The organism is Acinetobacter brisouii (assembly GCF_008993995.1).
Taxonomy (GTDB): Bacteria; Pseudomonadota; Gammaproteobacteria; order Pseudomonadales; family Moraxellaceae; genus Acinetobacter; species Acinetobacter brisouii_A.
Genome location: NZ_BKNN01000007.1, coordinates 1 through 12,247 on the forward strand (window position 1 = coordinate 1; position 12,247 = coordinate 12,247).

Sequence of the window (12,247 nt, forward strand, 5' to 3'; positions counted from 1 at the left end):
TAAGATATTGTTTTTATTATTAAAATTAAATAAAAAACATCTATTTCATTTAATTATCATCTAAAATCATTATATACTCTTAGCTATTGTTCATTTTCCATGGTTTACCATTCCAGTTTCAAGTGAGTGCACAACCATATTCTTTGTAAAGTGATTTGTTATGAGCACCCTAATTCTCGTCACCGCTCCTCCACACTCCGTGTTGGCTTGGCATGCGCTAGGAATAGCACAAGCATTACAAGCAGCTCAACAAGAGTTTCGGGTATTTTTCTATCAAGATGCGGTTATGGTCGCAAATACCCTCAACTGGTGCCCTGATGATCAACGTCAACTCTCTCAGGAATGGCAAAAACTGGGTATTCGGTTACCTGTCTGTGTAAGTGCGGCATTGGCTCGTGGCATTACAGACCAAGACAATGCTGAGCGCCATCAACTCTCACAATTTAATCTAGCATCGGGCTTTGAGTTGGTTGGTCTAGGGGAGTTTGCCGATGCCGTTCAAAATACCACGCGTTTAGTTCAATTTTAGAGCCTTTACACATGTGCTTTGTTGTTTTTAAAAGGTAGTTCTGTGAAAACTGTTCTTGTTATTTTAACCCAAGCCAATCTTATGCATACACAGAGCAATGAAAGTCTGTCTGCAACTATGGTACTTGCTACATTTGGCTGTCAGGTCAAAGTGCTACTGAAAGATGCCGCTTTAAGCTTACTCAAAAATGATGTCGCTTTTGATGCCTTAAATCATCCTTTTAAACTCGCGTCAAATATGGTTGATAGTTTTGAGTTTTATGACCTTAGCCCTATTTATATTGAACGCCATCAACAGCAACATGCTTTTGTTTTGCAAACACAGCACGAACTTGAATTTGTAGAATTAAATTCTGAATTTTTAAGAAATTTTGAACACGTGCTTTACTGGTAAATCAATATGTCAAATTCGACTCTTTTTTTAATGCAAGCTGAGTACAGCAAATCTGCTTATTTACTCGAACAATTGCAGCATATGGCAGATCCCTCTACCGATCAGATTGTGCTAATGGCAGAATCCGCACTTCTTTACAATGATCCAAGTTTAAACAATTATCACTGCTATATATTGAAAAATGATGCGGATATATTGCCTGAAAGCATAGGTTCCCGCATTCAAATCATTGACTATAGCCAATTCAGTCAAATTCTTTTACAGCATACACGTTGTATCAGTTTAAAATAGTTGAAAATTATGACTTTAGAACTCGATCAAGATGGTCACTTAGTTGACTATCAAATCTGGAATGAACAAGTGGCTCAAGAACTCGCAAATAGTCTTGAAATTGAGCTTAGCGCATGGCATTTCGAAATTTTACATGCTGTTCGACAATTTTATCAGCAGTTTGGTCACTCACCTGCAACACGACCACTGATTAAGTACCTGATGAAAACTGTAAGTCCTGAAATTAATAATGCCGTATTACAACAACAATTTAATACAGGACTGGTTGCACGTCATTTAAGCCGCTTGGCAGGTATTCCCAAACCTGCCAACTGCTTATAAAAAAAAGCGCCGAAGCGCTTTTTTTTATTTATTTAATTTTTGCTTTTGATTTCAGATATTCAACATAATCTGCAAGCTCCTGCTCACTACGACTTTGTTGATACCAGTTTTGTAATTGTTGCATTTGTTCAGCACTAATTGCTTTCGGATCCATGGGCTCAACTTTAGATACCGCAATCACCACCATTTCATTTGGTAAAGTTGTTGTCCCAACTGACCACATTCCTGCTTTTGGTGTTGGCAAAGTAAATGCGATATTAGACACTTCTTTTTTCAAGCCCTGACGCGGGAATACTCCAGCTTTTTCAAACTTAATGCTTGATTGTGCTAAAACTTGCTCAGCAGGTTTCGATTTAAAGCCATTGAATGTTGTGGCTAGACGTTGCTTCGCAATCACTTCAGCTTTTTGATCCAATACTTTATTACGAATCGCTGCTGTTGCTTGAGCAAGTGTTTGTGTACCTGCCGCGCGGTAATTACGAACTTTTACCCAGATCACATCACCATTGGCCAATTGTACGCTGCTTGATGCATTACGATCACCCGTTTTAACATCATCACTAAATAGCTTTGCTTTCACTGATGCATCAGCTAAATATGGGTCTTTTGTCCAAACAGTCACTGCTTTAGCAGATTGGACTTTCGCTGTTTTTACCTGTTGAGTAACTACATCCAAAGCATCGTTACTAATGACACTATCGTTCAGCTTATTGACAATATTACTGAGTGCATTGGCTTTTTGGTTTTTCTGCAAATCTGCAATTAGCTGTGGTTTTACTGCATCAAGTGATGCAATTTTTTGTGCAGGTGTTTGTACTTCAATGATGTGATAACCAAACTGTGTTTTTACAGGTTGTGAAATTTGCTGATCTTTTAGACCAACCACAGCATTATCAAATTCTTTTGAACCTAACAAACCTGCTTTATAACCTTGTATTAAACCGCCATTTTCTTTTGAAGTTGGATCTTCAGAGAATTGTTTTGCTGCTTCTACAAATGACAATCCTGCTTTGATTTTGGCTTCAACATCTTGAGCAAGTTTCAATGCTGCTGCATCACCACGACTATCTTTCGTGATTAAAATATGATGCACTTCTTTTGCAACATTTTTCTTCTGTGCCTCAACATAACTTGCATATGCTTGTTGAATTTCTGCAGCAGTTGGTGCTGTAGTTGTGACATTAATCATTGCTGGAGTCACGACCACATAATCGACATCAACATTGGCATTTTGTTTAAAGCTAGCCTTGTGCTGATTATAGTAATTGGCAATTTCTTGTGGGCTAACAGTTAAACCTTTTTTATATTCATCAAGTTTTACACTTGCCAAATAGATTTCACGTTGCTCAGTTTGAATATTTGCCAAACGCTGAATGTCCGCCTTATCCAGTAAGGTATAATTAGAAATCGTTCCTGAAAGCATTTTTAATGCCTGATCTTTACGCAAGTTTTCGATCAGCATTTCCTTGGTCATATTATTGCTACGCAAGTAATTACCAAAAGCTTGATCGCTGAATTTTCCATTGACTTGAAATTCAGGGACTTGTGATAGCATTGTCACAAATTGCGCATCACTTAAAGTCAAGCCCAGTTTCTGTGCTTGTTGAAGTAATAATTGACGCGCAATTAGGGTATCTAGTGCATTATTACGAATTGCATCCATATTAAGTAAAGATGCATCACCTTGAACATATTGCAAATATTGCTGCTGATAAGCCTTCACTAAATCATCAAGATCTTTATTTGCGATATCTTGACCATTCACAGTTTTTGCTACATCGGTTTTTTTCGAGCCACTAAAATATCCTTCAATACCTACTAACGCTAAAGGAGCTAGGAACAACACCAGCAATGCGATGCCTAACCAACCTTTGATCAGTTTACGAAACGATTCCATAAGTATTCCAATATTTTATTTGTGTGCGATTTTAACTGAAATCAAAAGGCGAATGAACGCATTTGCCTTGTTTATTTCGCCAATTCAATAAAAAACGCGCCTTGAGGCGCGCTTAAGTTGCTGTTTTGTCTTACGCTACAGCATCTTTCAAGCCTTTGCCCGCTTTAAAACTTGGGACTTTGCTTGCTTCAATTTGTAATTCTGCACCAGTTTTCGGATTACGACCTGTACGTGCGCTGCGCTCTTTCACGCTGAATGTACCAAAACCAACTAAAGTTACAGTATCGCCTGCTTTTAACGCTTCAGTAATTGAAGCAATTGTCGCATCCAACGCTTTTCCTGCATCAGTTTTAGACAAACCCCCTTTTGTTGCAATCGCATCAATTAATTCTGATTTATTCATGAAGATGACGTCCTCTTAATTTGGTTGTTTAAGATCCAAGGCTTTCGTATATAACCATACCGCCTTTATAGCAATGCTTGAGGTCAAAAGGCAATACTCCGCAAATGCTTTTATGAGGATTTCATGACAAAAACCTATGAAAATGCACAATTATTGAGAGCTTTGTGACAACTTTTGGCGCAGGGTCTGATTTTCTTCAATCAACTGATCGACTTTGGTATGTAACGATAAAATCAACTGTTCCAAATATTGCACATCTTTGCTGGTTGCCAGACCAAGACGATTTAAAGAAGTATTTACTCCCTGATCGAGAATTTTTTCGACTTTGTCTTTGGTTTCAACCACCGATTCACGTGCTTTATCTGTAACCTTGGTTACGGTCTGATCAGCAAAACCCAGGGTCTTAGATTCTAGCTCTTCACCAACTTTGACTAACGAGTCAAAGAGTTTTGTGCCTTCTTCTTCAGCACGTGAAAATGCACCTAATCCCGCCAACCAGATTTGCTGAGTATACTTACGAAAATCTAAAGCAGTTTTTTGATTCTGCTTATTTTTTTTATCTTGTGAGGCTTGTGTCATATCATCGACTTCATTTTGCTGATTTATTATCCTTTTACTCATAGTTGTAACCTCTTCTATATATGACAACAACGGTCTTTGCACATAATCACGTTATAATAACAAAGATATGACTTGAACATTTTCCTAAACTGTTCTACAAAACTACTTCATTTTTGCGACCATTTTCATCGTTCGAGGACAATCAATGGAATCTTCGATTTTCATTGAGGAATTTTAACTTTATGAGTGAATCTCAACAGACACAAGAACAGCCCAAGCTATTGTTAAATTTGGGTATGATTGCATTGGAAACTTTTTATAGTTTCATTTTTAAACACGATGATGTGGTTCAATTACATGCAAAAGAATTTTTGGAGCAACAATTAACAGTTAAGGTAAATTGCTATGTTCCTTATATAGACTTTTACGTCCGCTTTACCCGAAAAGGCATTTTATTTGACTTACAAGCTCCCGATAGTCCTATTGATTTAGAAATTAGCAGTACCGTTTTTGGCTATGTTCAAACTTTAGTCTTAGGCAATAAAAAAAGTGTGCGTGGAATTCGCATGTATGGACACGATCAACTCAAAGATCCATTTCGTGATTTGTTAACTCAACTCGCATTGCCTAAACTTGCTGCTGACTGGAAAAAATGGCTATTCCGCTCTGAATCAGAGCATGATGTTGTCGCATCCAAAAAACGAATCGCGCCACTTTTAGAAAAAATTGAATATCAACGCTCAAAAATCAATAGCTTACAAGTCGAGGTTAAGCAGTACAAAAATCGTTTAAGACATGTTCAAAAAAAACAACAGCGTTTAAATGGCTTTTTTATTACGGTAATCGTCATACTTTTATGTATTTTGTTATATAATAGTTGGACTGTTTAAAATAAAAATAAGCAAACCGTGAATTAGGTCCGCTTTTTTATCATCAAAAAACTTGACTATTTTAGTCAGGATTCTTAAAATTTAAACATCTAGTCTAAACATGTGTATCGAATTATGCGTCTAACCACTCGCGGTCGCTACGCAGTGACTGCTCTACTCGACTTAGCCTTGCAGCCATCTGAACAAACGATCACGCTTGCAGAAATTGCAGCACGCCAAACAATATCAGTCGCCTATCTTGAGCAGTTATTTGCGAAGCTTAAACGTCATGGTTTAGTTTCTAGCGTTCGCGGAGCAAATGGTGGTTACCATTTAGCAAGAAGCGCAAATGAAATTACTGTTTTAGAAATTATTGAAGCTGTCAATGAAACAGTGGATGCAACCCGTTGTGACCACAAAGGTAACTGCCAAAATGGTGCAATGTGTTTAACTCACGACCTATGGCAAGATCTTTCTCACCATATCGCCGATTATCTCGCAAAAATTTCCTTATCTGACCTCATTTCTCGTGACAATGTACAAACTGTTGCGATTCGCCAAAATTCAGCACCTTATGAGTCAGACCTATTATCGGGTACAGGTATTTAACATGAAACGTCCTATTTATCTTGACTATGCAGCAACAACTCCAGTTGACCCTCAGGTTGCTGAACGCATGATGGAATGCTTAACCTTTGATGGTACTTTTGGTAATGCGGCTTCGCGTTCTCATGCTTACGGTTGGCAAGCAGAAGAAAAAGTGGAGTATGCACGCGAGCAAGTTGCGAATCTAGTTAAAGCCGATCCGCGTGAAATTGTTTGGACTTCTGGTGCAACTGAATCTGACAACCTCGCACTTAAAGGTGTTGCTCAGTTTTATGCATCGAAAGGCAAACACATCATTACCAGTAAAATTGAACACAAAGCAATTTTAGATACTTGCCGTGAGCTTGAAGCTGAAGGCTTTGAAATTACCTATATCGAGCCACAACCACAAACTGGTTTGATTACACCTGAAATGGTAGCGGCTGAGCTTCGTCCAGACACCATTTTAGTGTCACTAATGATGGTCAACAACGAAATCGGTACTGTGACTGATGTTGCTGCAATCGGTGAATTGACTCGTGCCAATAAAACATTCTTCCATGTCGATGCTGCTCAAGCTGCTGGAAAAATTGAAATTGACCTCAGTCAAATCAAAGTCGACCTCATGAGTTTCTCTGGTCATAAAATCTATGGCCCTAAAGGTATTGGCGCACTATTTGTACGCCGTAGCCCACGTGTTCGCCTAAAAGCACAAATTCACGGTGGTGGTCATGAACGTGGTATGCGTTCAGGAACCCTTGCAACGCATCAAATCGTCGGTATGGGTGAAGCATTTGAACTTGGAGGTAAAAATCTTCAAGCAGAACAAACCCGTTTACGTGCACTTCGTGACAAATTATGGAATGGCTTGCAAAGTTTAGAGCAAGTTTTCCTAAATGGTCACCCTACACAAAACGTTGCCAACTACCTAAATGTCAGCTTCAACTTTGTTGAAGGTGAGTCTTTAATGATGGCGCTTAAAGACGTTGCTGTTTCAAGTGGCTCTGCTTGTACATCTGCAACCTTAGAACCATCTTACGTATTACGTGCGCTTGGCTTGTCTGATGAACTTGCACACAGCTCAATCCGTTTCAGCTTTGGTAAATACACCACTGAAGAAGATATTGACCACGTAATCAGCATTACTCAATCTGCTGTCGAAAAACTCCGTGAGCTTTCACCGCTTTGGGATATGTATAAAGAAGGCATCGACCTTTCAACAGTTGAATGGGCTGAACATTAATCCTTGAAATTGATGTTTTTACCCCCATATTAAATTAAGAAAACTCAGGCTAACCCCCTAGGTTCGGAGAAAGACCATGGCATATAGCGAAAAAGTCATTGACCATTATGAAAACCCACGTAACGTTGGTGTGCTTGACAAAAATGCAGAAAATGTGGGTACAGGCATGGTGGGTGCACCTGCATGTGGCGATGTAATGCGTTTACAAATTCAAGTTAACAACGACGGGATCATTGAAGAAGCACGCTTTAAAACTTACGGTTGCGGCTCAGCAATTGCCTCTAGCTCTTTAGTAACTGAATGGTTAAAAGGCAAAACACTTGATGAAGCTCAAGCCATCAAAAACATTGATATTGCAACTGAACTTGCTTTACCGCCAGTGAAAGTTCACTGTTCAGTATTGGCAGAAGATGCAATTAAAGCTGCGATTGAAGATTATCGCAGCAAAAAATCAAATGTATAATTGTTTGGCAAGATAAATTCACGGAGTTTTCATGATCCATTTAACTGAAAATGCAGCCACTCATATCAGCAATTACCTAAAAAATCGCGGTAAGGGTGAAGGCATTCGCGTTGGGGTGAAAACTTCAGGCTGTTCAGGTTTAGCGTATGTACTTGAGTTTGTCGATGAAGTCGATACTCATGATCAAATCTTTGAGCAGTTTGGTGTAAAAGTTTTTGTTGATCCAAAGAGCTTAGTTTACCTCGAAGGATTGGAAATGGACTATGTTAAAAATGGTCTAAATGAAGGCTTTGAATTTAATAACCCAAACAAAAAAGGTGAATGTGGTTGCGGTGAGTCTTTCACTGTTTAATTCTCCCATTCATCTTCACTATCAATAAAACAGTGTATAATTCACTGTTTTATTGACATTTACCTCGTGGAAATCATCCCCCATGAATCATTTTGAGTTGTTCGGATTACCTATTGCTCTCGATATTGATTTAGCAGCTTTAAAAAATAGCTTTTTGAAATTGCAACAACAATATCATCCTGATAAAGCACAAGATAAAGATCAAGCACTCATCAAATCGAGTGAAATTAACCAAGCTTATAAGGTGTTATCACATGTTGATAGCCGTGCAGGTTATTTGCTATCACTGCAAAAACAAGATCATGGTCTAGACCAATCTATTCACGACTTTGAATTTTTACAGTCAGCACTCGAAATTCGTGAGCAACTCGATGAAGCCCAAGATCCAGAACAACTTCACACTTTAAAAGATGAAGTGAATCAATGGATTGCTGGTTTAGTGCGCGAGTTCAAAATCGACTATGACGATAAAGACTGGGGCGAAGCACGTGATACTGTTCGCAAGTTACGCTTTTTCCAACGTGTCATGAATGACATTGACAAAGCTGAAGATCGCTTACTAGATGATGAACAGTACGATTTGGATGATGATTTTTAATTTTTATATTCAAGGATTTTAACAGATGGCTCTCTTGCAAATTGCTGAACCAGGTCAGTCAAGTGCGCCGCACGAACATCGTGTTGCGATTGGGATTGATTTAGGTACGACGCACTCTTTGGTTGCCACTGTACGCTCAGGTCAAGCTAAAGTTTTAGAAGATGAACATGGCCGAGTGTTATTACCATCGATTGTGCATTATGCCAAGCAGCAAAATGCGTATGGTGAAGAAGCAAAACCATTCATTACCCGTGATCCGAAAAATACCATTGTTTCGGTTAAACGTTTCATGGGACGTTCAAAAGCGGATATTAAATTTCAGCATCCCTATGAACTGGTTGGTGCAGATAATCAAATGCCTGCATTCCAAACCAATGCTGGGCCAAAAACACCTGTTGAAATTTCTGCTGATATTTTAAAACAACTCAAACTTCGCGCTGAAGACAGTATTCAACAGCCACTCACTGGTGCTGTGATTACTGTTCCTGCTTATTTTGATGAAGCCCAGCGTCAAGCAACCCGTGATGCTGCTCAGCTTGCAGGTTTAAATGTATTACGTTTATTGAATGAGCCTACCGCTGCGGCTGTTGCTTATGGCTTAGATCAAGAAACCAATTTATCGACTGACCGCAACTATGTCATTTACGACTTGGGTGGCGGTACATTTGACGTGTCGATTTTACGTTTCTCGCAAGGCGTGTTTGAAGTGCTTGCTACGGGTGGACACACTGCCCTTGGTGGTGATGACCTTGACCGTCTTATTGTAAAATGGGCAAAAAAACAGCTTAATCTTGATGAACTCGATGATGCTGAATATGCTCACTTTATGGTGACTGCACGTAAAGCCAAAGAACAGCTTTCTGAGCAGCAAAACGTTCAATTGCACTTGCTTAACCAAGTAGTTACCTTAGATCGACCAACATTTGAATCAATTATTCAAGTGGCACTTGACCGCACCATTACCGTCTGCAAACGTGTTTTACGTGATGCCAAACTTGAACTGAGCGACATTCAAAATGTCGTATTAGTCGGTGGTTCAACACGCTCGTATGCAGTTCAAAAAGTCGTCGCGGATGTTTTTCAACAAGAGCCTCTATGTACCATCAACCCAGATGAAGTGGTTGCAATTGGTGCAGCGATTACTGCAAACCAGTTGGTTGGTAACAGCCAAGATGGTTCATTATTGCTTGATGTAACACCACTGTCTTTAGGTTTAGAGACTATGGGTGGGCTTGTTGAACGTCTAATTTCACGTAACACCGCCATTCCTGTAGCACGTCGCCAAGAGTTCACGACCTATCAAGATGGTCAATCTGCCATGCTGATTCATGTGGTACAAGGTGAGCGAGATCTGGTTGAACATTGCCGTTCTTTGGGACGCTTTGTGTTGCGTGGTATTCCACCAATGACCGCAGGTCAGGCACGGATTGAAGTCACTTTCCAAGTCGATGCCGATGGTCTTTTAGCAGTTTCTGCACGTGAAACAACTTCAGGTGTTGAAGCGCATATCGACATTAAACCCTCTTATGGTTTATCTGATACCGACATGGAGCGCTTACTGCTTGAAGGCTTCCAATATGCCGAAGAAGACAAACAACTTCGCCATTTGCAAGAAACCAAAGTTGAAGCACAACGTGAACTTGAAGCCCTAACACAAGCACTGAAAGCTGATGCAGGTTTGCTCAGTGAGTCGCAGTTAAGTGCTTTACAGCAAGCACAACAGCAGCTTGATACTCAATTGCAAGGTCAAGATATTCAAGCCATTGAACACGCTGTTCATCAGCTTAAAGTACACAGTGATGCTTTTGCTGCATTGCGCATGAATCGCCATATTGACCATGCGCTCAAAGGTACCAAATTAGACGACTGGTCAAACTCAACTTCTGAATAGGTAAAGACTATGCCACGTATTAAAGTTCTTCCACATCCCCAAATTTGCCCTGAAGGTGCAGAGTTTGAAGTGGAAAACAACACCAACTTATGTGAAAGCCTACTCAAAAATGGCATTAAAATTGAACATGCATGTGACATGTCTTGTGCATGTACCACTTGTCATGTGATTGTACGTCGTGGTTTTGACAGCTTAGACGAAATGAATGATGTCGAAGCTGATTTGCTTGACCGTGCATGGGGCTTAGAGCCAGATTCGCGTTTGTCGTGTCAGGTGAATGTTGAAAATGAAGATTTGGAAGTCGAAATTCCAAAATACACCATCAACCACGCTTCAGAAAATCACTAAATCCTGACTTTATCGGACTCAAAGTCTTTGAGCTTTGCGTCCGAATCAGGAACTTCATCCCGCTCATCTAAACGCGCAATTCCCTGTTCTGTTGTCAAATCCTGCTGTGTTTGAATACGCTGTTTCATTTGCTCCAATACATCAAGCAATTGTTGATATTCATAATGCTGAGCTTCATCTAAATTTAACAATAAATGAAAGCCTTTATATTCATAATCAAACCATTGCTGTAGATCTGAACGAATACCTGTATATTTATCAATAATTTGCCAAGTTTGAATCGGCTCACTCAAACCTTTTAGCTGCATCGGCTCTTTGGGCACACAAACAAATTCATCTTTAATCAAACGATAAGTTTCATCTGCAATCAGAATTTCATCGGGATGCGCCGCAGCCTGTAAGCGTGCTGCCAAATTTACATCATGACCAATCAGTGTATAAGACATCCGATAATCTGAACCATAGTTCCCAACGTGACAGTAACCTGTACTGATGCCCATGCGAATATGTAGCTCAGGGAAGCCCATTTTTAACCAGCGCTCACGCAAAACATGCATTTGCTGACGCATGGTAATTGCCATCTCTACGCAGCGTTTTGCATCTGCTTCAGCGCCCTGTGATTGCGGATCACCAAAGAAAATCAGCATACCATCGCCAATAAACTTGTCTAATGTACCTTCATAACGTTTGGCGATTTCTGCCATATGACTTAAATAATCATTTAAAACAAAGGCGAGATCATCAGGAATCAATCGTTCTGCGAGTTGGGTAAAACCGATGACATCGGAGAAAAATACCGTCATCTTTTTACGTTTATAGTCAATTTTCGCCTGCGTATCACCACGCATAATCGATTGCCATAACTGTAACGGCGCATAACGACTGAGCTGATTTGAAAATTGAATATAGCGGTTCATCTGTTCTTGATAATAATCTTTGGTTGCAATCAAGTTTTGCAGCTCTTTTCGATTAAAATAATTGGTCACACCAAAACAGGCGCAAAAACAGATAAAACTATAAACTGTCAGATAAATGCTGGTATCTTCAAAATAATTTTCGAAACCAAAAAATAAGAATGAATTGACATAAAATGTCATGACTGCACATAAAAAGCCCAGACTATAGCCTACAAAGGATACTTTATTAAATGTTGTTGAAAAGTACCAAAATGAAGCTAAAGTCAGACTACTAAAAACAAAAGATAAATGTACCGCAGACAAAACTGCCGCCATCACAGATAAATCTAGAACAAAAATAATTTGCTTGATTTGGCGGCGGGTAAATTTATGTTTCGCAAGAAAAAATATACAAAGTGTCGCAATAAAAACGCAAGCCGAAAAAATGGCAACCACATAATGTTGAAACTGTAGAGGCGTTGGAAAATAGTAAAGTAATACACCAAACGAAAGCATGATATAGGAAACTCCCCTATACACACTTTGTAGCACAAACTTATTTTTTCGCTCAAATGGCACGTTCGCCTCACCTAGACAACAGAATGTG

At 39.4% G+C, this 12,247-nt stretch carries 16 protein-coding genes; 12 read left to right on the plus strand and 4 right to left on the minus strand.

The window, feature by feature from the left end; all coding sequences use genetic code 11:
- Positions 1–160: 160 nt before the first annotated feature.
- From tusD to GBN19_RS03080, 4 genes are read left to right on the plus strand one after another with little or no spacing between them, the layout of a single operon-like run.
- Positions 161–529, plus strand: a complete 369-nt coding sequence (gene tusD / locus GBN19_RS03065; protein ID WP_151777119.1) for a sulfurtransferase complex subunit TusD — start codon at positions 161–163, stop codon at positions 527–529.
- 42 nt (positions 530–571) lie between these two features.
- Complete coding sequence (locus GBN19_RS03070; RefSeq protein ID WP_151709154.1) at positions 572–922, plus strand: hypothetical protein; 351 nt, start codon at positions 572–574, stop codon at positions 920–922.
- A gap of 6 nt (positions 923–928) precedes the next feature.
- Positions 929–1,213, plus strand: coding sequence for a hypothetical protein (locus GBN19_RS03075; protein WP_151777120.1), 285 nt, complete (start codon positions 929–931; stop codon positions 1,211–1,213).
- Positions 1,214–1,222: 9 nt separating this feature from the next.
- Positions 1,223–1,534: a TusE/DsrC/DsvC family sulfur relay protein gene (locus tag GBN19_RS03080; RefSeq protein WP_151777121.1), complete on the plus strand. Its 312-nt coding sequence runs from the start codon at positions 1,223–1,225 to the stop codon at positions 1,532–1,534.
- Positions 1,535–1,562: 28 nt separating this feature from the next.
- Here the strand turns inward: GBN19_RS03080 and GBN19_RS03085 are convergent, their stop codons facing one another.
- From GBN19_RS03085 to GBN19_RS03095, 3 genes are all read right to left on the minus strand, one after another.
- Entirely contained in the window at positions 1,563–3,431 is a 1,869-nt protein-coding gene (locus GBN19_RS03085; protein WP_151777122.1) for a SurA N-terminal domain-containing protein, read from the minus strand.
- Positions 3,432–3,561: 130 nt separating this feature from the next.
- Positions 3,562–3,834: an HU family DNA-binding protein gene (locus GBN19_RS03090; protein ID WP_151709158.1), complete on the minus strand. Its 273-nt coding sequence runs from the start codon at positions 3,832–3,834 to the stop codon at positions 3,562–3,564.
- Between the two features lie 150 nt (positions 3,835–3,984).
- Positions 3,985–4,413 (minus strand): phasin family protein, encoded by a 429-nt coding sequence (locus GBN19_RS03095; protein ID WP_228271203.1) that lies wholly within the window; start codon positions 4,411–4,413, stop codon positions 3,985–3,987.
- 224 nt (positions 4,414–4,637) lie between these two features.
- On the opposite strand from GBN19_RS03095, the gene GBN19_RS03100 reads away from it, so the two are divergent.
- From GBN19_RS03100 to fdx, 8 genes are all read left to right on the plus strand, one after another.
- Positions 4,638–5,285 (plus strand): hypothetical protein, encoded by a 648-nt coding sequence (locus tag GBN19_RS03100; RefSeq protein ID WP_151777124.1) that lies wholly within the window; start codon positions 4,638–4,640, stop codon positions 5,283–5,285.
- Between the two features lie 114 nt (positions 5,286–5,399).
- Entirely contained in the window at positions 5,400–5,873 is a 474-nt protein-coding gene (locus GBN19_RS03105; protein ID WP_151709161.1) for an Rrf2 family transcriptional regulator, read from the plus strand.
- Between the two features lies 1 nt (position 5,874).
- On the plus strand, positions 5,875–7,092 hold the full coding sequence (locus GBN19_RS03110) for an IscS subfamily cysteine desulfurase (RefSeq protein ID WP_151777188.1): 1,218 nt from the start codon (positions 5,875–5,877) through the stop codon (positions 7,090–7,092).
- 76 nt (positions 7,093–7,168) lie between these two features.
- Positions 7,169–7,555 carry a Fe-S cluster assembly scaffold IscU gene (gene iscU / locus GBN19_RS03115; protein WP_151709163.1) on the plus strand — a complete coding sequence of 129 codons (387 nt, stop codon included), beginning with the start codon at positions 7,169–7,171 and terminating at the stop codon, positions 7,553–7,555.
- Between the two features lie 31 nt (positions 7,556–7,586).
- Positions 7,587–7,907, plus strand: a complete 321-nt coding sequence (gene iscA, locus GBN19_RS03120; RefSeq protein ID WP_004751838.1) for an iron-sulfur cluster assembly protein IscA — start codon at positions 7,587–7,589, stop codon at positions 7,905–7,907.
- An 82-nt stretch (positions 7,908–7,989) separates the two neighbouring features.
- The gene (gene hscB, locus GBN19_RS03125) at positions 7,990–8,505 is read left to right on the plus strand and encodes a Fe-S protein assembly co-chaperone HscB (protein WP_151709164.1); all 516 of its coding nucleotides are present in this window, start codon (positions 7,990–7,992) and stop codon (positions 8,503–8,505) included.
- Positions 8,506–8,530: 25 nt separating this feature from the next.
- A complete protein-coding gene (gene hscA, locus GBN19_RS03130) occupies positions 8,531–10,396 on the plus strand; it encodes a Fe-S protein assembly chaperone HscA (RefSeq protein WP_151777125.1) in 1,866 nt (621 codons plus the stop codon).
- A gap of 9 nt (positions 10,397–10,405) precedes the next feature.
- The gene (gene fdx, locus GBN19_RS03135; protein WP_151709166.1) at positions 10,406–10,744 is read left to right on the plus strand and encodes an ISC system 2Fe-2S type ferredoxin; all 339 of its coding nucleotides are present in this window, start codon (positions 10,406–10,408) and stop codon (positions 10,742–10,744) included.
- Here fdx and GBN19_RS03140 read toward each other — a convergent pair.
- Positions 10,741–12,219, minus strand: coding sequence for an adenylate/guanylate cyclase domain-containing protein (locus GBN19_RS03140; protein WP_171494426.1), 1,479 nt, complete (start codon positions 12,217–12,219; stop codon positions 10,741–10,743). The two genes, fdx and GBN19_RS03140, sit on opposite strands and share 4 nt — an antisense overlap.
- Between the last annotated feature and the right edge of the window lie 28 nt (positions 12,220–12,247).